Here is a 23,097-nt window from a genome sequence, read left to right as displayed (position 1 = left end):
GGGAGTCAAGCACCCCGGTCGTGGCGGGGAGCCCCGGTGGCGGGGAGCCCCGCGGGTCGGTCGTGGCGGGGAGCCCCGCGGGTCGGTCGTGGCGGGGAGCCCCGCGGGTCGCGAGGGGGCCGCCGCCGGGCCCCGGTATCCGGCGGCGGCCCCCTCCCCCGCGACCCGCGGGGCTCGCGTCCCCGTCCCCGTCCCCGTGCGGGACGGCGGACGCGAGCGGTGCGCCGGACCTAGACGGTCTCCAGCGCCCTCTCCCTCTCCCCTTCGGCCGCGGCGGACGCGTGGCGGCCGCGGCGGGCGCGGAGGCCGGTGAGGGCGATCAGCAGGCCGACCACGGCGAGGATCCCCGAGACCGTGATCGCGGCACGGAAGGTGCCGATCGGGTCGGCGCCCGTACCCGAGGTGAGGACGGCCGTCACGACGGCCAGCACGACCGCCCCGCCGACCTGTCCCGAGGTGTTGAGCAGCCCCGAGGCCAGGCCCTGCTCGTCGTCGGCCACCCCGTTGGTGGCCTGGATGTTCAGCGAGGGGAAGGACAGGGCGAACGCGATGCCCAGCAGGACCATGCCGGGGATGATCAGCGTGGCCAGGCTGGGCTCGCCGTTGATCCGGAGGAAGAACGCGTACCCGGCGGCCAGCGCGGCCGAGCCGATCACGATCAGCCGGGCGGTGCCGAACCGGTCGGCCAGCTTGCCCATCCTGGTGGAGGTCACCGCCACCAGGAGTCCGGCGGGCAGGAAGGCCAGCGCGGTCTCCAGGGCCGACCAGTGCAGGAAGTTCTGGAAATACTGCATGGCGACGAACTGGAAGCCGACGTAGGAGCCGAACAGGATCACGAGTCCCAGGTTGGCGCGGACGATCGGGCCGGAGCGCAGGATGCCGAGGCGTACCAGCGGGTGCTTGACGCGCTGCTCGGTGAGGACGAAGACGGCCAGCAGCAGGGCGGCTCCCAGCAGCGAGGCGATCGTGCGCGGCGAGCCCCAGCCCGCGCCGGGCGCCTCCACCACGGCGTAGACGAGCAGCAACATGGAGCCGGTGATGGTGACGGCGCCGATGAGGTCGTGGCCGCCCTCGGCGCGCTCCTCCCGGTGCTTGGGCAGGAACTTCAGGGCCGCGACCAGCGCGATGATCGCGACGGGGACGGGCATGAGGAACGTCCAGCGCCAGCCGAGCTCGGTCAGGAATCCGGAGATGACCAGGCCCAGGGAGAACCCGCTGGCGCCGGAGGCGGTGAAGACGCTGAGAGCCCTGTTGCGGGCAGGTCCCTCGGCGAAGGTCGTGGTGATGATGGAGAGCGCGGCGGGCGCGGTGAAGGCGGCGCTGACGCCCTTGACGAAGCGGGCCGCGATCAGCAGCGTGCCGTCGTTGACGAGGCCCCCGAGGAGCGAGGCCACGGCGAAGACCGCGAGGGCGACCAGGAAGACCCTGCGACGCCCGAGCAGGTCGGCGGTCCGGCCGCCGAGGAGGAGCAGCCCGCCGTAGCCGAGCACGTAACCGCTGACCACCCACTGCAGGGAGGACGTGGACAGTCCCAGGTCCGCCTGGATGGACGGCAGGGCGACTCCGACCATCGAGACGTCGAGCGCGTCAAGGAAGATCACGGCGCAGAGCACGGTGAGCGCGGCCCACAGGCCCGCGCCCCAGCGCTCGTCGGGCGGCGAAACCGGCGGAACCGGCGGAACCCGGGGAACAGAAGCGGCAGGTGAAGCGGTTGGAACGGGTGCGACCGACGGATCGGGTGGAGCCGTCGAGGTCGATGAAGAGGTCATGTCGCCCGACAATACATGCAAGCGCATCTAATGCAAAAGCATTTAATGCCTGTGCATTTAATGTTCACGCATGGTACGATCCGCGGCATGAACGAGGAGGACCCGGTCCGAGCGTGGCGCGAGGTGCTCGCCAGGCACGCCACGATCGCCTGCGCGCTGGAACGCGAACTCTCCGAACGGCACCGGCTCGGCATGAGCGAGTTCGAGGTCCTGGAGCGGATGGTCGAGGGCGGGCAGGGCAAATACCGGGTCCAGGAGATCGCCGACGCGGTCCATCTGAGCCAGAGCGCCTGCTCCCGGCTGATCGCCCGCCTGGAGAAGGCGGGCCTGGTGACCCGCCGCATCTGCGAGGACGACCGGCGCGGCATCTTCGTCGGCATCACCGAGGAAGGCCGCGAGCGGCACGCGACCGCCCTGCCCACCCATCGCGCCGTGATCGGCGAGATCTTCGGCACACCGGCCCGCGAGGCGAAACCGAAGGGCGTCCCGGCCTGCGAGACGGACCGGGAAGGCGTCCCGGCCCGCCGAGCGGAGAACCGGGAAGACGTCCCGGCCCGCTGAGCGGAGAACCGGGAAGACGTCCCGGCCCGCCGAGCGGAGAACCGGGAAGACGTCCCGGCCCGCCGAGCGGAGAACCGGGAAGACGTCCCGGCCCGCGAGGCGAAAGAAGGATGTCCCGGCCCGCGAAACGGACCGGGAAGGCGTCCCGGCCGCCTGCGTCAGGCGGTGACGCGGTCGATCACCAGGGGCAGCAGGTCCGGGTCGGCGGCCTCGCCGACGGTGTAGGCGCCTTCCAGGGCGGCGAGCGCCCGCTCGAAGCGCGCGGTCTCGTCGGCGTGCAGCGTCATCAGCGGCTGCCCCGCGCGGACCAGGTCCCCCGGCTTGGCGTGCAGCACGATGCCCGCCCCGAACGACACCGGGTCCTCCTTGCGCTCCCGGCCCGCGCCGAGCCGCCAGGCCGCCAGGCCCACGCCGTACGCGTCGAGCCTGGACAGCACGCCGGAGGAGGGCACGGTGATCTCCATCGTCTCGGCGGCCCTGGGCAGCAGGGCGTCGGGGTCGCCGCCCTGGGCGGCGATCATCCGGCGCCAGGCGTCCATCGCCGAGCCGTCCGCCAGGGCGCGCTCGGGGTCCTTGCCCCCGGACAGGCCCGCCGCCTGGAGCATCTCCCGTGCCAGCCGCACGGTCAGCTCGACCACGTCGGCGGGCCCGCCTCCGGCGAGCACCTCGACCGACTCGGTGACCTCCAGGGCGTTGCCCACGGCCCGGCCCAGCGGCCGGTCCATCGCGGTCAGCAGCGCGACGGTGTTGACCCCGGCGTCGGTGCCGAGCTCGACCATGGTCGTGGCCAGCTCGCGGGCCTGCTCCACGTTCTTCATGAAGGCCCCGGAGCCGACCTTGACGTCCAGGACGAGCGCGCCGGTGCCCTCCGCGATCTTCTTCGACATGATCGAGGAGGCGATCAGCGGGATCGCCTCGACGGTGCCGGTGACGTCGCGGAGCGCGTACAGCTTCTTGTCGGCGGGGGCGAGGCCGTCACCGGCCGCGCAGATGACCGCTCCGGCCTTGCCGAGCACGTCGAGCATCCCGTCGCTGGACAGGGACGCCCGCCAGCCGGGGATGGACTCCAGCTTGTCCAGGGTGCCGCCGGTGTGGCCGAGTCCCCTGCCGGACAGCTGGGGCACGTACCCCCCGCACGCGGCGACCAGCGGTGCCAGCGGCAGCGTGATCTTGTCACCGACGCCGCCGGTGGAGTGCTTGTCGGTGGTGGCCCCCGGCAGCGACGACCAGTCCATCCTGGATCCGGAGCGGATCATGGCCTGGGTCCACTCGGCGATCTCCCGCCGGTTCATGCCGTTGAGCAGGATCGCCATCGCGAGGGCGGACATCTGCTCGTCGGCGACGACACCCCTGGTGTAGGCGTCGATCACCCAGTCGATCTGCTCGGCCGACAGCTCCCTGCCGTCCCTCTTGGTGACGATGACGTCGATCGCGTCCATGCTCAGGCCCCCCGGCTCAGGTCGTCGGGCCCGAAGGCGTAGGGCAGGATCTCCGCCATCGGCTTCGGGCCGTCGATGGTCTCCAGCAGCAGCTCCGGGCCGCCGAACTCGTACAGGAGCTGGCGGCACCTGCCGCACGGCATGAGGAGCTCCTCGTGCCCGTCGACGCAGGTGAACGCGACGAGACGGCCGCCGCCGGTGGCCTGCAGCGAGGACACCAGCCCGCACTCGGCGCACAGCCCGATGCCGTAGGAGGCGTTCTCGACGTTGCAGCCGGACACGATCCGCCCGTCGTCCACCAGCGCGGCGGCGCCGACCGGGAACTTGGAGTAGGGGGCGTAGGCGTGGCCCATGGCCCGCACGGCCTCGGCCTTCAGCGCCGCCCAGTCGATATCCGTCCCGGTGCTCATCTCACCGCCCGTCTCGGTACCCGTCTCATCGCCCGTCTCGGTGCCCATCGAATCAGATCCGCTCGTGAGGTGCCGCGTGATGGTCACTTACCCTGCCCCCTGCGGTACGGCACGCCGTCGGCGGCCGGTGGCCGGAGCCGCTGCGCCGCCAGCGACAGCACCAGCAGCGTGGTGATGTGCGGGGTGACGGAGGTGAACTCCGAGGGGATGGAGTCGGTCAGCGCGAACACCACGAACACGGCGACCGCCGCGACCCCGGTGATCAGCGCGGCCCGCGTCCGGTTCTGCCGTACGAGCTGGTAGACGGCGACCGCGGCGAGCAGGATCGTCACCACGAGCAGCAGCGCGTGCACCGACTCGCCACCCCTGCGCAGCTGGAGCGCGTCGGTGTAACCGAACAGCACGGCGCCCCCGGCCAGCCCTCCCGGCCGCCAGTTACCGAAGATCATGGCGGCGAGGCCGATGAAGCCGCGCCCGCCGGTCTGTCCCTCGCGGTAGGCGCTGGCGGCCACCTGCGCCAGGAACGCGCCGCCCAGGCCCGCCAGGGCCCCGGAGACGAGCACCGCGATGTACTTGTAGGTGTAGACGTTGACGCCCAGCGACTCCGCGGCCACCGGGCTCTCCCCGCAGGAGCGCAGGCGCAGGCCGAACGCCGTACGCCACAGCAGGTAGTACGAGAGCGGGACGAGCAGGATCGCCAGGATCGTCAGCAGCGAGACGTTCGTGGTCAGGCCGCGCAGGATGCCCGCGACGTCCGACAGCAGGAACCACTGCTTGGCCTCCAGCGTCCTGAGCGGGTCCCCGATCCACGGCACGCTCACCACGCCGGGCTTGGGCACGGGGGGCGACTGGGAGTCGCCGCCGCCCGGCATCTCGGCGAAGGTGACCTTGGACAGGAACTGGGTGACGCCCAGGCCCAGGATGTTGATCGCGACACCGGAGATGATGTGGTCGACGCCGAACGTCACGGTGGCGATCGCGTGCAGCAGGCCGCCCAGCGCCCCGCCGATCGCGCCCGCGACGACGCCCGCCCACGGGTTGCCGAACTGGAGCGCGCCCCAGGCGCCGCACCAGGTGCCCAGGATCATCATGCCTTCGAGGCCGATGTTGACCACCCCGGCCCGCTCGGCCCACAGGCCGCCCAGACCGGCCAGGCCGATGGGGATGGCCAGCGCGACGGAGGCGTTGATCGCACCCGCGGAGGTGAGGTCGACGGCGCCGGTGACGGTCCGCGCGAACGAGAGCAGCAGGACGAGCGCGCCGAGGGCGAGCAGCAGGACCCGCCAGGTGACCCTGAACCTGCGGGCGGGGGTCTTCGGCTCCGTGAAGGGAGCCTCCGGCGTGGTGAGGGCGCCCTGGCTCATGCCGGCGTTCCTTCCCTGGTCGGGGTGGTGCCCGCCAGCTGGCGGCTCACCCGGCGCTGCTCGGCGGAGATCTGGTAGCGGTGGACCAGCTCGTAGGCGATGATCACCGAGAGCACGATCGTTCCCTGCATGATGGTGACGATGTCCGGGGAGATCTTCTTGATCTGCAGGATGCCCGCGGAGGTGTCGAGGAAGGCCCACAGCAGGGCGCCGAACGCGATGCCGACCGGGTGGTTGCGGCCGAGCAGCGCGATCGCGATGCCGGTGAAGCCGAGCCCGGTGGGGAAGTCCAGGCTGTAGCTGTAGGAGGCGCCGAGCAGCTGCGGCATGCCGACCAGGCCCGCCATCGCGCCGGACAGGATCATCGAGACGAGGATCATCCGCTTGACGTTGACGCCGCTGGCCACCGCGGCCGACTCCGAGCGGCCGGTGGCGCGCAGGTCGAAGCCGAAGCGGGTCCGGTTGATCACCACGTGGTAGAGGACGCCCATCACGACCGACAGGATGATCAGGCCGAACACCTTCGTCTGGGTGCCGGAGATGATCTCCAGCCCCGGCACCTGGCCGGAGGGGCCGATCGGCTTGGTGCCGATGTTGTTGCTGCCCGCGACCTCGACCGCGAGGCGCTCCTTGTTGAGCAGCCAGGCACCGAGCGCGGTGGCGATGGCGTTCAGCATGATCGTGGAGATGACCTCGCTCACCCCGCGCCGCACCTTGAGCAGCCCGGCGATCGCCGCCCACCCGGCGCCGACCAGCACGGCGACGAAGATGATCAGCGCGACGTGCAGCGGGGCGGGCAGGGTGACCGCGCCGCCGACGGCCGCGGCGGTGAGCGCCGCCAGGCGGTACTGGCCGTCGACGCCGATGTTGAAGAGGTTCATCCTGAACCCGATCGCCACCGCGAGCGCGGACAGGTAGTAGGTCGTCGCGTAGTTCAGGGTCAGCACGATCGAGCGCGGCCGGATGCCGTACTCGCCCATGACGACCAGCGTGTCGAGCGGCGGGGCGCCTGTGATCGCCAGGATGACCATGGTGATCAGCGCCGCGAACACGATGGCGACGAGCGGGGCGACGAGCGAGAGCAGCCCCGCCGGCGAGACCTTTCCGAGCAGCCGGTCGGCGAAGGTGGACTTTTCCCGGCTCATCCGCGCGTCCCGGTGGGCGTGTGCGCTACCTGGGTGTTCATGCCGCGCGTCCCCGGGGGCGTGTGCGCTACGTGGGTGTTCATGCCGCCTCTCCAGCACCCGTCATGGCCGAACCGAGCTGCTCGGGTGTCACGTCCTTGGGATCCACCTCGGCGACGATCCGGCCGCGCAGGATCACCTTCAGGGTGTCCGACAGGCCGATGAGCTCGTCGAGGTCGGCCGAGATCAGCAGGACCGCCAGGCCCGCGGCGCGCGCCGCGCGCAGGTGGTCCCAGATGGCCGCCTGGGCGCCCACGTCGACGCCGCGCGTCGGGTGGGACGCGATCAGGAAGACCGGCTCCCCGCTCATCTCCCGGCCGACGATCAGTTTCTGCTGGTTGCCGCCGGACAGGGCCGCGGCGTCCACGTCGATGCCCGGGGTCCGCACGTCGTACGCCTCGACGATGCGCCGGGTGTCCTCGCGCGCTCCCGCGCGGTCGATCCAGGGACCCTTGACGTTGGGCCGGCGGGTCTGGTGGCCGAGGATCCGGTTCTCCCAGAGCGGGGCCTCCAGCAGCAGGCCGTGCCGGTGACGGTCCTCGGGGATGTAGCCGATGCCGGCCTCGCGGCGGCGCAGCGTCGTCCAGGCGGAGATGTCGTGCTCGCCGAGGCGGATCTCGCCCTCGGCCGCGCGCATGCCCATGATGGCCTCGACCAGCTCGGCCTGGCCGTTGCCCTCGACCCCGGCGATGCCGAGCACCTCGCCCTTGCGGATGTCGAAGGTGACGCCGTCCACGACGCAGCGGTCCTCGGCCGAGTGGACGTTCAGGCCGCGCACCGACAGCGCCACCACGTCGGTGACGGTGGACTCGCGGGTCTCCGGGCTGGGCAGCTCGCTGCCGACCATCAGCTCGGCCAGCTGCCTGGCGGTCACGTCCTTGGGATCCACGCTGGCCACGGTCGTGCCGCGCCGGATCACGGTGATGGCGTCGGCGACCGAGAGCACCTCGTCCAGCTTGTGCGAGATGAAGATGATCGTCAGCCCCTCGCGGACCAGCTCGCGCAGGTTGGCGAAGAGCTCGTCGACCTCCTGCGGCACGAGCACGGCGGTCGGCTCGTCCAGGATGAGGATCCGGGCGCCCCGGTAGAGGACCTTGAGGATCTCCACCCGCTGGCGGGCCCCGACGCCCAGGTCCTCGACGGTGACGTCGGGATCGATGCCGAGGCCGTAGGAGTCGGAGATCTCCCGGATCCTCTTCCGCGCGGCGCCGAAGTCGAGGGCGATCCCGCCCTTGCGGGGCTCGCTGCCGAGGATCACGTTCTCCAGCACGGTCAGGTTGTCGGCCAGCATGAAGTGCTGGTGGACCATGCCGATGCCCACGGCGATCGCCTCCCCGGGGGAGCGGAAGCTCACGTCCTGGCCGTTGACGCGGATCCGCCCCTCGTCCGGGCGCTGCATGCCGTACAGGATCTTCATGAGGGTGGACTTGCCCGCGCCGTTCTCGCCGACGACGGCGTGCACGTGCCCCTGACGTACGGATAGGGAGATGTCGCGGTTGGCGACGACGCCGGGGAATCGTTTGGTGATTCCCTCGAGCTCGACGGCCGGTGCCGAGGTGCTGATGACGGCCTCCTCCGTACGGATGCCCCGATACGGAACGTGGTGGTCAGAGAGGACAAAGGGCCCGGGGGAAATGTCCGCCGGGCCCCTCATTAGTACCAGGTCAGGAGGTCTTGTCCGGAACGGTGATCTCGCCGGAGATGATCTTCTGCTTGAACTCGTCGAGCTTGGCCTTGATGTCGTCGACCTGGCCACCGGTGGTGGAGTAGTCGACGCCGCCGGCCTTGAGGTCGTAGATCGTGCTGCCCGACTTCACGGAGTTGGTGGTGAAGCTCTTCAGGAAGTCGAAGACGGCGACGTCGACCTTCTTGAGCATCGAGGTCGCGATGACGCTCTGCAGCTCGGGGGCGGCGGTCTTCGCCTGGTCGGAGTCGACGCCGATGGCCAGGCCCTTGGCGGCCTTGGCCGCCTCGAACACGCCGCCACCGGAGCCGCCCGCGGCCTGGTAGACCACGTCGGCACCCGCGTCGAACATGCCCTCGGCCGCGGTCTTGCCCTTGGCCGGGTCGCTGAAGCCGGTGAAGTCCGGCGGCTGGGTGAGGTACTTGACCTCGATCTTCACGTCGGACTTGACCGCCTTGGCGCCCGCGTCGAACCCGGCCTCGAACTTGTTGATCAGCGGCACCTGCACGCCGCCGACGAAGCCCACGTGGTTCTTCTTGCTCTTCAGCGCCGCCGCGGCGCCGACCAGGAAGGAACCCTCGTGCTCGGCGAACAGCAGGTTCGAGATGTTGGGGGCGACGGCCGCCGCGTCGTCGACGATCGCGAACTTGACGTCGGGGAACTCGGTCGCGACCTTCTTGACCGGGTTGGAGTACGCGAAGCCCACGGCGATGATCGGGTTGAAGCCGCCGTCGGCGAGCAGGCGGAGCCGCTCCTCCTTGGCCGCCTCGGTCTCGCCGTTACCGGCCTCCAGCTCGCTGACCTCGGCCAGGCCCAGCTCGGCCTTGGCCTTGTCGATGCCCGCCGCCGCGGAGTCGTTGAACGACTGGTCGCCACGCCCGCCGATGTCGTACGCGAGACCGACCTTCGGTCCCGTCGCGGCCGGCGCCGCACTGCTGGCGGCCCCGCTCGGCTGAGCCGACGTGGGCGGTTCCTCGCTTCCACCACACGCGGCAGCTCCCATGAGCATGCTGCCCGCCAGTGCGGTCGCGGCCAGCTTGCCGAATCGGTTCTGAAGCAAGATGGACTCCCTTCGCGTTTCAGTGCACGCGCGAAGAGACGCACGGCAACCCTGCACGGAAGATAGTTGGTCCATCAGGGTTGACCAAACCAGCACACAAGTCCGCAACAGGTCCGTTATCCAGCTCACGCCACCTTGTGACCCGGGAAGCGGGGCGGAACTACCCGCCGGTAGCCCTGGATGGCCGTCGCAGCCTGGCGTTGGCACACCTGTCCGGCGGTCGACGATCATCTTCGGGGATCATCGACCGGTTCCTCAGGATATGTCCGGACTTTTCAGCTGACTAGATGTCAGGACCGACTAGTTGTCGGCGTTCAGGGCCATGAGCGGCTCGCCCGCGATGGGACGCTGCCCCTCCCAGAGGGCCGTCAGCGCGGTCGCCGCCAGGAAACGCACCCCGGCGCCGATGGCGGTCTCGTCCACGTCGAAGGTGCCCTGGTGGATGTCGGCCAGATGCGTCGAGCCCGGCTCGCGGGTGCCGAGCCTGGCGAACGCTCCGGGAATGGACTCCAGGTACCAGCCGAAGTCCTCGCCGCCCAGGCTCTGCTCCGTCGGCACCGGAGCGCCCTCGCCGAGCACGCCCTCCGCGGCCTCGGCCAGCATCTGCACGCTGACCTTGTCGTTGACCACCGGCGGCACGCCGCGCACGTAGTCCATCTCGGCCTCGACGCCGTACGCGCCGGCGACCGACTCCAGCAGCGACTTGATCATGTCGGGGGCCGCGTGCCAGGCCGCCTCGTCCAGGCAGCGCACGGTGCCCTCGGCGACGCCGTCGTCCGGGATGGCGTTGGCCACCGAGCCCGCCTCGACCCGGCCCCAGACCAGGCTGAGCGAGGAGCGGGGGTCGATCCGGCGCGAGAGCGCCGCGGGCAGCTCGGTGAGGATCTTGGCGAGCGCGAAGACGAGGTCGGCGGTGAGGTGCGGCCGGGCGGTGTGCCCGCCGGGACCGCTCACCCTGATCGTGACCCTGTCACAGGCCGAGGTGATGGGACCGGCCTTGAGACCGACCTTGCCGACGTCCAGCCGTGGGTCGCAGTGCAGGCCGAAGATACGGTCGACACCGCTGATGCCGCCCGAGGCCATCACCTCCAGCGCGCCGCCGGGAAGCTCCTCGGCGGGCTGGAAGATCAGCCGGACCCGGCCGGGCAGCAGGCCGGCCTCGGCCTGCTGGGCGAGGAAGAGCGAGGTGCCGAGCAGGATCGCGGTGTGCACGTCGTGGCCGCAGGCGTGGCACACGCCGGGGACCGTCGAGCTGTAGGAGACGTCCTTCTCGTCCGGCACGGGCAGCGCGTCGATGTCGGCCCGCAGCGCCACGGTCGGGCCGTCGCCGCTGCCGACGTCGCAGAGCAGGCCGGTGCCGCGCGGCAGCACCGAGGGGACCAGCCCTGCGGCGGTGAGGCGCTCGGCGACGCGCTGCGTCGTGCGGTATTCGGCGAACGCGAGCTCGGGATGCATGTGCAGGTCCCGGCGGAAGTTGATCAACTCCTGCTCGCGACCGGCGAGGAACGTGTCGAGTTCTCCCCGCAAATTACGCCCCCGCATTGCTCACCGTCCCATCCGCGCCGGCGGGCCTGGATCCTCGACGCACCGTGCCACTGCCCAGGATCGCGAAACCCATGAGGCAGTCTCGAAAAAAAGCGATCGCCGCACCGACGGGCCGGAGTGGGGTCTCACGGGCCGCATCAGCGCGGGCTGGTCGGTCACCGACGCGAAAACGGCAGGCCGGTGACCCGGAGAAGCCGTCGCGTTGGCGATGACAACGACTTTATCCCTCCCCCCGAGCAGCTCGCCGACATCCAGGCCAAATGTTTTGTCACCCCATGCCCCACTCGTACACCTTCCGACCCGGGAGGACCAGGAAAGATAGCCCAAATTGACTATGAGACGATGGTTAGGTCGGAGGACGGACGATCCGGGAGGCGGTAGCCCCCGGGCCATTTCCAAACGTCGCCGACCTGGCAATTTACGTGACCTCAGGTGCCGGTCATCGAACCCGGCGGAGTGATGCAAACGGGAGGAATGCGTGTTTCACTCCTCACATGATCGCTAACATCCCATTCGGGGAGAGGCAGTCGCGTTTGAGCATATTTGAACCGGACGAGGGCACCCTGGTGGTCCTTCCCTCGCTGTCGCTTCCCCAGGATGAGCTGCGCAGGATCACCGGCCCCCTCTGCTACGAGGAGCGGCTGCTTTTTCTCCTCCTCACCCTGAGGAAGCCGAAAGTCGAGGTCGTCTACCTCACCTCGACGCCGGTGGACAGTGCGGTCGTGGACTACTACCTCGGCTTCCTCGACGATCCCGACGAGGCCCGCACGCGCCTGCAGATGATCAGTTTGGATGATCCCGACACGCATCCGCTCACCGAGGCGCTGCTGCGCCGCCCGGACGCGATCGCGCGCATCCGCGCCGCCCTCGGCGGCCACCGGGAGGGCGACGCCGGGGACGGCGGCGACGGCGGCGGCAGGGCCGCCTGGATGGTGCCGTTCGTGGTGAGCGAGTACGAGGAGCGTCTCGCCGGGATCCTCTCCCTGCCGGTGTACGGCCCCGCCACCTCCCTGGCCCACCTGGGGTCCAAGAGCGGCGGACGCACGATCGGCGACGAGGCCGAGGTGCCGCTGGTCAGGGGCTTCGGCGACCTGCGCTCGCTGATCGAGGTGGAGCACGCCGCCCGCGCGATGAGTCCCACGCGCAAGCTGATGGTCAAGCTCAACAACAGCTACTCGGGGCTCGGCAACGCCATCGTGACCAAGGACGACCGGCCGCTCGTCTCCTGCCCCACGAGTTTCTCCGCGTCGGACGAGAACTGGACGACGTTCGCCGAGAAGGTCGCCGAGCGGGGAGCGGTGATCGAGGAGTTCATCGAGGACCGGCCCCTGTACTCCCCCAGCGCCCTGGCGCGGATCACCCCCGGCGGCGTGTACGACGTGGTCGCCACCCACGAGCAGATCCTCGGCGGCCCCAACGGCGACGTCTACCAGGGCTGCACCTTCCCCGCCCGGCAGGAGTACCGGGCCGAGCTGGGCGCGCAAGCGGAGCGGATCGCCAGGATCCTCGCGGGCCGCGGCGTGGTGGGGCTGTTCGGCATCGACTTCTTCGCCGTCAAGACCGACGGCGGCTACCGCACGCTGATGTGCGAGATCAACCTGCGCATCGGCGGCACCACCCACCCGTTCGGCGCCGCGCTCCTGACCACCGGCGCGTCGTACGACCCGGGGACCGGCACGCTCGTGCACGCGGGCCGGCCCAAGCACTACGTGGCGACGGACAACTGCGCCGCGCCCGCCCTGCGGGGCCGCACCCCCGGGGAGGTGGTCAAGCTGGTCCACGACGAGGGCCTCGGCTTCGACCGCGAGCGCCGCACCGGGAACGTGCTGCACATGCTGGGCGGGATCCCGAAGTACGGCAAGCTCGGGTTCACCAGCATCGGCGACTCCGCGGAGGAGGCCGCCGAGCTACACCGGAGGACGCTGGCCACGCTGCGCCAGACAGCGTAGGCCGATCACACCGAGCACGGCCGCCAGCACGAGGTTGACGGCGATCAGGATTCCGTGGACCACGTAGAAGGCCGTCGGATGACCGTCCGCGAGGTTGAAGCCAAGGGTGATCCATTCAAAGATCATGAAAGCGGCAAGACCGATCAGAAAAACGGCTGTCTTTCGCGTTATTTGCATGATGTCAGTATTCCGCCGAGTGGTTCGTACCTGGTCAGGGCACCGGTAACTCCATGCGAACCGGTACGAAGCTACCCTGAGATCATCATGGGGATCAAACATGTCGCACCCGTCGGGGTGCTGCTCGCGGCGACCGCCCTTCTCGGCGCGCCCGCACAGGCCCGGGTCGCGCACGTGCCCGCGAACGGCGGGCCTGACCTGCGCGCGGGCGCCGGTCCACTGGATTCGCGCACCGGCGCCGGTCCGGCGGAAGCGCGCACGGGCACCGGTTCCGCGGCGGGCCCGCGCACGCGCCGCGAGCGGGAACCGGTCGGCGGCATCCGGCTCGGGGGGCGGGGCCTCGTCGTCCCCGCGGGCGTGAAGGCCCCTCCCAAGACGGCCGCGAAGGCGTACGTGATCGCCGACGCCGAGAGCGGCGAGGTGCTGGCCGCCAAGGACGCCCACGGGCGCTACCTTCCCGCGAGCACGCTGAAGGCGCTGACCGCCCTCACCCTGATCCCGAAACTGGACAAGGACCGGAAGATCACGCCGAGCAGGCGCGCCGTGAACGAGGAGGGCAGCGCGGTCGGCCTGGTCCCCAAGCCCCTCTACACCGTCGAGGACCTGTTCAAGGCGCTGATGCTCGTCTCGGGCAACGACTGCGCGATGGCGCTGGCCGAGGCCAACGGCGGCCTGGCCACGACCCTGGCGGACATGAACGCCGAGGCCAAGCGCCTGCAGGCGTTCGACACGGTGGCCAAGACCCCGAGCGGGCTGGACAAGCCGGGCCAGAGCAGCTCGGCCTACGACCTGGCGCTGATCGCCCGCGCCGGCCTGGCCAACGCCGATTTTCGGCGATATATCAGCACAAAGACCGACAAATTCCCGGCACCCAAGGGCTACTACGAGATCGGCAACCACAACAAGCTGCTCTGGCGCTACAAGGGCATGATCGGCGTCAAGAACGGCTGGACGTCCAAGGCCCTGGGCAGCTTCGTCGGCGCGGCCAAGCGCGACGGCCACACCGTCATCGTGTCGATCATGCGTCACGACGGCTACTTCTGGGAGGAGGTCGCCGACCTGCTCGACTGGGGCTTCGCCAACCGCGGCAAGGTCCTCCCGGTCGGAAAGCTGGTCGACCCGGTCCCCGAGCCCGCCCCGCTGCCCACCGGGCCCGCCGCCTCGGCGACCCCGGCCGCCCCGGCCCCCGTCTCCGCGCAGGACCCGGCCGCGGCCGCCAGACCGGCCGACGAGGGCGTCCCGATCGGCTACTACGCCCTCGGCGCCGCCCTGCTCGGCGGCCTGGCCTGGCTGGTGTACGGCCTGCGCGGGCGATCCCGCCGGCCGCGGTGATCCGAGGACCCTCATCGTGCCCGGGGCACCCGCTCCGATACAGGCACGGCTCGCCCCGGGCCGGGTGGACGCCCCGGGCCGGGTGAACGGCTCCACCGCGGCGGTCCGCCCGTTCCCGGCGGCCCGGTCACCCCTCGGCCGGTTCCCCGCGGTCCGGGGCCGGTGCGGCCGGGAGGGTCCTGATCCCCAGGACGGCGCTCCAGGCGGCGAAGGCCAGGAGCAGGGCCGTCTGGCCGGCCATGCCGAGCGTGATGGTCCGGCTCACCTCGTCGTCGAAGTCGACACCGTACCCCATCGTGGCCAGGCGGACACACAGCACCGGCAGCGCCAGGATCGCCAGGGCCAGTGGCCACGACGGGGTGCGCCGCGCGGGCGCGTACACGTGCACGCAGGCGTACGCGACACCCGCGCCCAGGATGAGCGCGCTCGCCAGGCCGGGATCGTCCAGCCACGGCCATACCCAGGCGGCGGTCGTGGGGGACGCGATCGCGTCGTACAGCGCGACGAGGGCGACACCGGCGGCGAGGGGAGGCAGCAGGAGCCACGCCGGTCGGCGCACGAGCCGCGCGTCCCGGTGGAAACCGGCCCACAGGGCCAGCACCGTGACCAGGGACGGCAGCAGGCCGATCAGCGCGCTCCACAGGAAGACGTCCACGCGCTCCTGGAGCAGGAACGGCAGCTTCAGCGCGAACGCGAGGAGCGCCAGCGCTCTGGCGGCGCGCGGACGCCCGGCGATGAGCGCCACGAGCGGGGCGAACCAGAGCGCGCCCGTGAAGCCTCCCAGGATGACCACGAGCCGCTCGAGTGAGCCCGGGGGCCCGGCCCTCTGGGCGAGCAGGGGGTGGGCCTCGCCGATCACCCCGTACATGCGCAGCGTGGCCGTGGCGGCGAGGGCTCCGAGCAACGCCTGGAAGCACACCCCCAGCAGGGCGACGAGGCGGATCGTCTCTCCCCACGCGAGGAACCTCGGCACCGTGTGACCCGCTCCCCCGAGACGGACCCGGACCGCCAGCACGGCGACGCTGGCGATCTCCGACCAGCGAGGCCGGGGCCCGTCGGCGTCGGAGACGCCCGGCGAGCCCTCCAGGAACACGGAGATCATCTCCTCCTCGCGCTCGGCTCGGTAGGAGGCGGGCAGCAGGCGCAACCAGCTCCGGTAGCGATCCTCCAGCAGGCTCATCGGCACGCCCCTCTCCCACTCGCTCTCACACAGGACCTCACTCGGTACTTCGCGCTCGTCCTCACGCGGGAACTCACGCCCGCCCTCACGCGGGGCCTCCGGCGGCGGACGGCCGGCCGTGCTGAGCGTGCTGAGCGTGCCGGGCGCGGAGCCGGTCGACGGCGGTCCTGGCGTTCTCCGCGAGCCGGACGGCCTCGGCCTCCAGCGTCCGCGAACCGGAGTCGGTGAGCCGGTAGTAGCGACGCAACCGCCCCTGCTGGACCTCCTCGCGGTCGAGGGCCACCAGCCCGTCACCCGCCAGCCGGTCGAGCACGCCGTAGAGCGTGCCGACCTTGAGCTGGACCCGCCCGCCGGACAGCCGCTCGACCTCCCGCACGATGCCGTAGCCGTGACACGGCTCGTCGACCAGCGCGGTGAGAACGAGGAACGCGGGCTCCGTCATCATCCTTGGAGTCATGCTTCGCAGCATATATCGGCAAGCAGGATATGACGAGGGGCAGATCTCACGCGACGCCGGGCTTTCAGGCGCGGATGGCGGTCGCCGGGACCGGGGTGGGGTCGGGCGGAGGGCCCAGGGAGGCGGTCGCGGTCCAGGCGGCGGCGTACATGATCACCCGGGCCGAGAAGTTGATCCAGACCAGCAGGCCGACCACCACGGCGAACACCCCGTAGACGGGGTTGTTCAGGGTGCCGGAGAGGATCAGTGCGGCGAGCTGCTTGAGCAGGGCGAAACCGGCCGCGCCGAGCAGGGCTCCGCGCAGCAGCACCCGCCACGGCTGCCTGGACCGGCCCAGCCCGCGCAGGATGACCAGGAAGACGACGACGTCGGTGAGCACGCTGACCGCCAGCCCGGCCAGCCAGATCGTGGCGGTGGCCACCGCCGACCCCGACAGGCCGAGCCATCCGGCCACGACCCCGCTGGCCTGGGTGGCGAAACCGGCGACCAGCACCGACGCCACCATCGTCGTGCCGACGATCACGAGTGCGGCCAGGTCCCTCAGCTTGGCCAGGGCGAAGTTGAGCGGTGCCTCGGTCGTCATGGAGATCTCGCGCAGCGCGCCGCGCAGGGCGTCGATCGCGCCGAGCCCGGCGTAGAGGAGCCCGAGCAGGCCGATGATCCCGGCACTGGTCCGGGAGTCGGCGATCTGCTTGATCGGCAGCTTGTCGGCGAGGCCGGGCAGGTACTGGTTGATCGCCGTCTGCAGGGCCTGGGTGGCTTCGGGCCTGGTGGAGAGGAAGTAGCCGAAGACCGCGAAGGCCAGCGCGACGATCGGGAAGAAGGACAGGAAGGCGAAGTAGCTGACCGCTCCGGCGAGCCGGTCTCCCGACTGGATCTGGTAGCGCTGGAAGGTCCTGACCAGGTGGTCGAGCCAGTGCCACCTGACCCGGGCCGTGCCGAGTGTCCTTCCGAACCGCTCACGGGCCGCTTGGATGCGTTCCAGCACGCTTGTCACGTGCGCCCCCTACCCAATCACCGCCGTCCCGATCGTGGACGGCGGCGGAAAAGCGGCTGTGCGTACACGGGGGACCACGGAACGGGCGGGAGGCCACCGCAGGCCCGTACGAAGGACCCCTTCGACCGCGGGGAAGGCCACGCGCAGGGCCGTGCGGAAAAACGCCGCGGCCCGGGCGGGAATCCCGCCCGGGCCGCGCGCAGGAGGATCACGAGGTGGGCAGGAACCCCACCCGGTCGCGCACCCTGGCCATGGTCTCGGCGGCCACCGCGCGGGCCCGGGTGGCCCCGACGGCGAGCATCCGGTCGAGCTCGGCCTCGTCGGCGAGCAGCTTCTCGGTGCGCTCGCGGATCGGGGTGAAGGTGTCGACCACGAGCTCGGCCACGTCCTTCTTGAACGTGCCGTACCCCTGCCCGGCGTAGCGGGCCTCCAGTTCGGGGATCGGGACGCCGCTCAGCGCGGACTGGATGCGCAGCAGGTTGGTGACGCCGGGCTTGTTCTCGTCGTCGGCGAGGACCTCGGAGCCGGTGTCGGTGACCGCGCGCATGATCTTCTTGCGGAGCGGTCCCGGCTGCTCCAGCAGGTCCAGGATCCCGGTGGGCGAGGAGGACGACTTCGACATCTTCGCCGTGGGCTCCTGGAGGTCGGTGATCTTCTCGACCCCCTTGACGATGTGCGGCTCCGGCAGCGTGAAGGTCTCGCCGAAGCGGTGGTTGAAGCGCTGCGCGAGGTCGCGGGTGAGCTCCAGGTGCTGCTTCTGGTCCGCGCCGACCGGAACCCGGTTGGCCTGGTAGAGCAGGATGTCGGCCGCCTGCAGGATCGGGTAGGTGAACAGCCCGACACTCGCCGAGCTCTCACCGGCCTTGGCCGCCTTGTCCTTGAACTGGGTCATCCGCCCGGCCTCGCCCATGCCGGTGAGGCAGATCAGCACCCAGGCCAGCTCGGTGTGCTCACGGACGTGGCTCTGCACGAAGACCGTGGAGCGCTCGGGGTCGAGACCGGCGGCGAAGAGCTGGGCCGCGGCGACCCTGGAACGCCTGCGCAGCACGTCCGGCTGGTAGTCCACGGTGATCGCGTGCAGGTCGACGACGCAGTAGAAGGCGTCGTACCCCTCCTGCATGGCGACGTACTGCCTGATGGCACCGAGGTAGTTTCCCAGGTGGAAGGAGTCTGCGGTCGGCTGGATTCCCGACAGGACACGAGGACTGGCCATAGCAGCCAATTCTGTCAGCTGCCGGGAGTGGTTGGCCCGCCGATCACGGCATCCCGCCCCCGGACCCCCTGACGGCCTCGCCCCGAACCCCCCTCACGGACCCCGCTCACGGCCTCGCCCCCGGACCCCGCTCACGGCCTCGCCGGAGAACCCCGCTCGCGCGGGGCGCTCCCCGTCAGCTGTCGGGCGCGGGCGGCGCCTCCGGCCGCGACGTACTCCGCTTGATCCTCACCCGGGCGACCCTGCGCCCGTCCATCTCGGTGACCGTCAGGTCGAATCCCGGGATCTCCACCCGCTCCCCCAGCGCGGGAAGGTGGCCGAGCGCCCACATGACGAACCCGCCGAGGGTCTCGTACGGGCCGTCGGCCAGGCGGATCCCGCTCTCGGTCGCCACCTCGTCGAGGTTGGCCAGCCCGTCGAGCTCGACCTCCCCCGCGGGCAGCGCGACGTGCTCGTCCGCCACGTCGTGCTCGTCGCGGATGTCGCCGATCAGCTCCTCGACGAGGTCCTCCAGGGTGACGATGCCCGCCGTGCCGCCGTACTCGTCGACCACGATCGCCAGGTGGTGGCCCTCCCTGCGCATCTCCGACAGCGTGGCCATCAGCCGCTTGCTGGTGGGGACCAGCTTGACCGGGCGGATCGGCACCAGCTCGCTGATCGGCTCGATGGACCCGGTCAGCACCGGGTCGAGCAGGTCACGAATGTGGACGAAGCCCACGACGTCGTCGTAGGAGTCGCGGTAGACGGGGAAACGGGAGTGCGGCATGGCCGCGGCCAGGACCGCCGCCTCGGCCAGCCGCGTGTCGGCGGACATGAACTCCACCTCGGTGCGCGGCAGCATCACCTCGCGGAGTTGCCGCTTGCCCGCCGCGAACACCTCCCCGATCAGGTGGCGCTCGTCGGCGGTGAGCTCCTGGTGGCCCACCACCATGTCGCGCAGTTCCTCGGTGGAGATCTCCTCGCGGTCGGCGTCGGGGTCGCCGCCGAGCAGCTTGACGACCCCGTCGGTGGACTTGGACAGCGCCCAGATGATCGGCCGCGACAGCGCGGCCATCCGGTCGAGGAACGGCGCGACCAGCAGGGAGATCCCCTCGGCGCGCTGCCTGGCGATCCGTTTGGGGGCCAGCTCGCCGAGCACCAGCGAGGCGTACGAGATCGCCAGCGTCACCAGCACCAGGGAGAGCGGGGCCGTCACGGCCTCCGGCACCCCCCAGCCGGTCACCACGGGGATGAGGTCCTGGGCGAGGGTGTCGGCGCCGAAGGCGGCCGAGAGCATGGTCGCCACGGTGACGCCGATCTGCACCGCGGACAGGAAGCGGTTGGGGTCGCGGGCGAGCTTGGCGGCTCGCGCCCCCCTGCGACCCCGGGTGTCGAGCCGTCTGACCTGGCTCTCCCTGAGGGAGACCATGGCCATCTCGGCCGCGGCGAAGAATCCCCCGATCAGTACGAAGAGCATGACCAAGGCGATGTTCGCCAGGACGCTGTTCACGAGATCGTCTCCGTCGTGGCGGTCGCCTGTTCCGGCGGTGGCCGATATTTGATGTGCCAGCATATGCTGGCGATAGACTTACAAAAGTAAACAAGTACAAACATCATCAAACAGGAGGCTCCGTGAAGCTGCTCGTCACCGGAGGCGCCGGATACATCGGCGGGGTCGTGGCGGCGCAACTCGTCGAGGCGGGCCACGAGGTCACCGTGCTGGACGATCTCTCCACCGGCCACGCCGACGCGGTGCCGCCGGGCGCCCGCTTCGTCGAGGGGTCGATCACCGAGGCCGCCGGCCTGCTGCCCGGCACGGACGCCGTGCTCCACTTCGCGGCGAAGTCCCTGGTCGGCGAGTCCGTGGAGCGGCCCGGCCTCTACTGGACGCACAACCTCGGCGGCACCCTGGCCCTGCTCGACGCCATGCGGGGCGCCGGGGTGGGCCGGATCGTCTTCTCCTCCACCGCCGCGACGTACGGCGAGCCGGAGCGCTCCCCGATCGAGGAGACCGACCCGACCCGGCCGACCAACCCCTACGGCGCGTCCAAGCTCGCCGTCGACACCGCGCTGAGCGCGTTCGCCGGACTGTACGGCCTGGCCGCGGTGAGCCTGCGCTACTTCAACGTGGGCGGCGCCTACACCGCCGGAGACGGCAGGGTCTACCGCGAACGTCACACCGTGGAGACCCACCTGATCCCTAACATCCTCGCCGTCGCACTCGGCGGTCGCGAGTCGGTCAGCGTGTTCGGCACGGACTACCCCACTCCCGACGGCACATGCGTGCGCGACTACATCCACGTGGCCGACCTCGCCAGGGCCCACCTGCTGGCGCTGGACGCCTGCTCGCCGGGCGAACACAAGATCTACAACCTGGGCAACGGGACGGGCTTCTCGGTCCAGGAGGTGCTGTCGGTCTGCCGCGAGGTGACCGGCCACGAGATCCCCGCGGTCGTGCGCGAGCGCCGCGCCGGCGACCCGGCCGTGCTGGTGGCCTCGTCGGAGAAGATCCAGCGCGAGCTCGGCTGGAAGCCCGAGCACCCGTCGGTCCGCGACGTCGTCGCCGACGCCTGGGCCGCCATGCTCGGCTGACACCACCCCGCCCCGCCGCCCCGGCCGCGCCACCGGTCTCGGAGATCTACGACCGGGGCCGGGCGCGGACCGGCCGGTCGGCCGTGCCTACCTCAGGCTGAAGCGGGCCGTGTTGTTGGCCGGGCGGCGGTCGCCCAGCCGGAGGGAGTAGACGGTCGCCTCGGCCCGTGGCGCGTGCGCGCGGGCCGTGAAGGCGAGCATGAAGCTCACCCGCCGGCCCACGCCGACCGTGCGGAGCCTGCACCCGACGTAGGCGGGGTGGGAGTCGCACCGCGCGCCCCTCGCCGACATGAGGCGCGCCCCGCCGGTGTCGAAGAGGACCCCGGCGTCGTGGACGCGCCGCGGCCCGCGGTTGCGCACCACGGCGGCCACGGTGACCAGGCGGCCCGCACGAGTCGCGCGCGACAGCCTGACGGCCAGGTCCGCACCCTCGTCCACCTCGGTGAGCGCCTCGGAGAAGTTGTCCGTCTCGTCGTCGTCCACGACCTCGGAGGAGAGCGTGGCGCTCGCCCTCAGCGTGTCCCGCGCGTCGGGCTTCACCACCCCGGTGATCGTCACCCCGCCGGTCTGCCCGGCCAGGACGTCCGTCGGCGAGGGGCAGATCACCTCTCCGGCCACGGGGCCGGGAAGGCACTCGGCGACGTTGACGCCGGCCACCGCCACCTTCTCGGGCAGTCGTACGGTGAGCAGCGGAAGCACCGCGTCGCCGGGACCGTCGTTGCGCACCTCGGCCCGGTAGGTCAGCGGCCGCCCGGGCTGCGCGCGCTTCGGGGAGACCGTCAGCCGCACCGACAGGTCGGCGCCGCCCCAGCCGTCGTCGTCGGGGGAGGCGGGCGCCCCCCGGGGGGTCGCCACGAGCGCGAGACAGATCACCCCGGCGACGATCCGCACCGCGGCGTACTCCATGAACACCGATCCCCCGACCACAAGTGATCATTGAACGCCGGGTCGCGCCGCTCCGCGATGATCGACACGCCGCCTTTTCCTCCGCCTTCCTCCGCCACCCGCGCGGCGGGAGGGCCGGGAAGGGGCGGCGGGAGGGCCGGGGAGGGACGAAAGGCCGGGAACGCGAAAGGGGCCCCGGCACGCCGGGGCCCCTTTCGCGTGGCGACTCAGATCAGGACGGCCCAGATGCGGGACGGCCCGGATGCGGGACGGCCCATGTCAGAACGGCCCGGATGCGGGACGGCTCAGATCAGGCCGAGCTCGCGCACCGCGGAACGCTCCTCCTCCAGCTCGCGCACCGTGGCGTCGATGCGCTCGCGGGAGAAGGCGTCGATCTCCAGGCCCTGGATGATCTCCCACCTGCCGTCGCGCGAGGTGACCGGGAAGGACGAGATGAGCCCCTCCGGCACGCCGTACGAGCCGTCGGAGGGAATCGCGGCCGAGGTCCAGGCGGTGCCGTTGACCCAGTCGAAGACGTGGTCGACCGCGGCGTTGGCGGCGGAGGCGGCCGAGGACGCGCCCCGGGCCTCGATGATCGCGGCGCCGCGCTTGGCGACGGTGGGGATGAAGGTGTCGCGCAGCCATGCCTCGTCGACCAGCTCGGCGGCGATCTTGCCACCGACCTCGGCGTGGAAGAGGTCCGGGTACTGAGTGGCGGAGTGGTTGCCCCAGATCGTCATCTTCTTGATCTCGGTGACCGGGACCTGCAGCTTGGCGGCGAGCTGGGACAGCGCGCGGTTGTGGTCGAGGCGGGTCATCGCGGTGAAGCGCTCGGCCGGGACGTCCGGGGCGTGCTGCTGGGCGATGAGCGCGTTGGTGTTGGCCGGGTTGCCGACCGCCAGCACGCGGATGTCGTCGGCCGCGTTGTCGTTGATCGCCTTGCCCTGCGGGCCGAAGATGCCGCCGTTGGCCTGGAGGAGGTCGCCGCGCTCCATGCCCTTGCTCCGGGGACGGGCACCGACCAGCAGCGCGACGTTGGCGCCGTTGAACGCCACGTTCGGGTCGTCGGTGATCTCGATGCCGCTCAGCAGCGGGAACGCGCAGTCGTCGAGCTCCATCGCGGTGCCCTCGGCGGCCTTCACGGCCTGCGGGATCTCCAGGAGGCTCAGCGTGACCGGGACGTCGGCGCCCAGCAACTGGCCCGAGGCGATGCGGAAAAGCAGCGCGTAGCCGATCTGACCGGCGGCGCCGGTGACGGTGACCTTTACGGGAGTCTGGGCCATGACCTTCCCCCACTCGAAGGATGAATTGTGACGCTCG

20 protein-coding genes are annotated in these 23,097 nt (G+C 71.0%); 4 read left to right on the top strand and 16 right to left on the bottom strand.

Annotated elements, in window-relative coordinates; genetic code table 11:
- Positions 1 to 230 precede the first annotated feature (230 nt).
- The gene (locus tag AB0F88_RS08070; RefSeq protein ID WP_362678787.1) at positions 231 to 1,601 is read right to left on the bottom strand and encodes an MFS transporter; all 1,371 of its coding nucleotides are present in this window, start codon (positions 1,599 to 1,601) and stop codon (positions 231 to 233) included.
- Positions 1,602 to 1,856: 255 nt separating this feature from the next.
- Here AB0F88_RS08070 and AB0F88_RS08065 point away from each other — a divergent pair, with 255 nt between their 5' ends.
- Positions 1,857 to 2,330 (top strand): MarR family transcriptional regulator, encoded by a 474-nt coding sequence (locus AB0F88_RS08065; protein WP_362678784.1) that lies wholly within the window; start codon positions 1,857 to 1,859, stop codon positions 2,328 to 2,330.
- Between the two features lie 158 nt (positions 2,331 to 2,488).
- Here AB0F88_RS08065 and AB0F88_RS08060 read toward each other — a convergent pair whose 3' ends face one another.
- From AB0F88_RS08060 to AB0F88_RS08030, 7 genes are all read right to left on the bottom strand, one after another.
- Positions 2,489 to 3,769, bottom strand: coding sequence for a thymidine phosphorylase (locus AB0F88_RS08060; RefSeq protein ID WP_362678781.1), 1,281 nt, complete (start codon positions 3,767 to 3,769; stop codon positions 2,489 to 2,491).
- Positions 3,770 to 3,771: 2 nt separating this feature from the next.
- Positions 3,772 to 4,179, bottom strand: a complete 408-nt coding sequence (locus tag AB0F88_RS08055) for a cytidine deaminase (protein WP_362680581.1) — start codon at positions 4,177 to 4,179, stop codon at positions 3,772 to 3,774.
- A gap of 83 nt (positions 4,180 to 4,262) precedes the next feature.
- The gene (locus AB0F88_RS08050) at positions 4,263 to 5,543 is read right to left on the bottom strand and encodes an ABC transporter permease (protein WP_362678778.1); all 1,281 of its coding nucleotides are present in this window, start codon (positions 5,541 to 5,543) and stop codon (positions 4,263 to 4,265) included.
- Complete coding sequence (locus tag AB0F88_RS08045) at positions 5,540 to 6,688, bottom strand: ABC transporter permease (protein ID WP_362678775.1); 1,149 nt, start codon at positions 6,686 to 6,688, stop codon at positions 5,540 to 5,542. Before AB0F88_RS08045 ends, AB0F88_RS08050 begins: the two co-directional genes overlap by 4 nt.
- A 79-nt stretch (positions 6,689 to 6,767) precedes the next feature.
- On the bottom strand, positions 6,768 to 8,291 hold the full coding sequence (locus tag AB0F88_RS08040) for an ABC transporter ATP-binding protein (protein WP_362680578.1): 1,524 nt from the start codon (positions 8,289 to 8,291) through the stop codon (positions 6,768 to 6,770).
- Positions 8,292 to 8,391: 100 nt separating this feature from the next.
- Positions 8,392 to 9,471, bottom strand: coding sequence for a BMP family ABC transporter substrate-binding protein (locus AB0F88_RS08035; RefSeq protein WP_362678772.1), 1,080 nt, complete (start codon positions 9,469 to 9,471; stop codon positions 8,392 to 8,394).
- Between the two features lie 300 nt (positions 9,472 to 9,771).
- A complete protein-coding gene (locus tag AB0F88_RS08030; protein WP_362678769.1) occupies positions 9,772 to 11,013 on the bottom strand; it encodes a M20 family metallopeptidase in 1,242 nt (413 codons plus the stop codon).
- Between the two features lie 536 nt (positions 11,014 to 11,549).
- Here AB0F88_RS08030 and AB0F88_RS08025 point away from each other — a divergent pair.
- Positions 11,550 to 12,965: a peptide ligase PGM1-related protein gene (locus AB0F88_RS08025; RefSeq protein ID WP_362678766.1), complete on the top strand. Its 1,416-nt coding sequence runs from the start codon at positions 11,550 to 11,552 to the stop codon at positions 12,963 to 12,965.
- On the opposite strand, the gene AB0F88_RS08020 is transcribed toward AB0F88_RS08025, so the two are convergent.
- Positions 12,924 to 13,142, bottom strand: a complete 219-nt coding sequence (locus tag AB0F88_RS08020) for a hypothetical protein (RefSeq protein ID WP_362678763.1) — start codon at positions 13,140 to 13,142, stop codon at positions 12,924 to 12,926. The two genes, AB0F88_RS08025 and AB0F88_RS08020, sit on opposite strands and share 42 nt — an antisense overlap.
- An 87-nt stretch (positions 13,143 to 13,229) precedes the next feature.
- On the opposite strand from AB0F88_RS08020, the gene AB0F88_RS08015 reads away from it, so the two are divergent.
- Positions 13,230 to 14,474 carry a D-alanyl-D-alanine carboxypeptidase gene (locus tag AB0F88_RS08015; protein WP_362678760.1) on the top strand — a complete coding sequence of 415 codons (1,245 nt, stop codon included), beginning with the start codon at positions 13,230 to 13,232 and terminating at the stop codon, positions 14,472 to 14,474.
- 127 nt (positions 14,475 to 14,601) lie between these two features.
- Here the strand turns inward: AB0F88_RS08015 and AB0F88_RS08010 are convergent, their stop codons facing one another.
- The 5 genes from AB0F88_RS08010 to AB0F88_RS07990 form a co-directional block, all read right to left on the bottom strand.
- Positions 14,602 to 15,654, bottom strand: a complete 1,053-nt coding sequence (locus AB0F88_RS08010; protein WP_362678756.1) for a hypothetical protein — start codon at positions 15,652 to 15,654, stop codon at positions 14,602 to 14,604.
- A gap of 85 nt (positions 15,655 to 15,739) precedes the next feature.
- Complete coding sequence (locus AB0F88_RS08005) at positions 15,740 to 16,111, bottom strand: PadR family transcriptional regulator (protein ID WP_362678753.1); 372 nt, start codon at positions 16,109 to 16,111, stop codon at positions 15,740 to 15,742.
- 64 nt (positions 16,112 to 16,175) lie between these two features.
- Entirely contained in the window at positions 16,176 to 17,108 is a 933-nt protein-coding gene (locus tag AB0F88_RS08000; protein ID WP_362678750.1) for a YihY/virulence factor BrkB family protein, read from the bottom strand.
- 208 nt (positions 17,109 to 17,316) lie between these two features.
- Positions 17,317 to 18,321, bottom strand: a complete 1,005-nt coding sequence (gene trpS / locus AB0F88_RS07995) for a tryptophan--tRNA ligase (RefSeq protein WP_362678747.1) — start codon at positions 18,319 to 18,321, stop codon at positions 17,317 to 17,319.
- A gap of 175 nt (positions 18,322 to 18,496) precedes the next feature.
- A complete protein-coding gene (locus AB0F88_RS07990; RefSeq protein ID WP_362678744.1) occupies positions 18,497 to 19,810 on the bottom strand; it encodes a hemolysin family protein in 1,314 nt (437 codons plus the stop codon).
- Positions 19,811 to 19,932: 122 nt separating this feature from the next.
- Here AB0F88_RS07990 and galE point away from each other — a divergent pair, with 122 nt between their 5' ends.
- Positions 19,933 to 20,892: a UDP-glucose 4-epimerase GalE gene (gene galE / locus AB0F88_RS07985; RefSeq protein WP_362678741.1), complete on the top strand. Its 960-nt coding sequence runs from the start codon at positions 19,933 to 19,935 to the stop codon at positions 20,890 to 20,892.
- 87 nt (positions 20,893 to 20,979) lie between these two features.
- On the opposite strand, the gene AB0F88_RS07980 is transcribed toward galE, so the two are convergent.
- On the bottom strand, positions 20,980 to 21,819 hold the full coding sequence (locus tag AB0F88_RS07980) for a hypothetical protein (RefSeq protein WP_362678738.1): 840 nt from the start codon (positions 21,817 to 21,819) through the stop codon (positions 20,980 to 20,982).
- A gap of 263 nt (positions 21,820 to 22,082) precedes the next feature.
- On the bottom strand, positions 22,083 to 23,060 hold the full coding sequence (locus tag AB0F88_RS07975) for a malate dehydrogenase (protein ID WP_362678735.1): 978 nt from the start codon (positions 23,058 to 23,060) through the stop codon (positions 22,083 to 22,085).
- Positions 23,061 to 23,097: the final 37 nt, after the last annotated feature.

This window comes from Streptosporangium sp. NPDC023963 (assembly GCF_040639135.1).
Taxonomy (GTDB): Bacteria; Actinomycetota; Actinomycetes; order Streptosporangiales; family Streptosporangiaceae; genus Streptosporangium.
The sequence above is the reverse complement of the archived record's forward strand: the minus strand, read 5'-3'. Positions and strand labels throughout refer to the sequence as shown.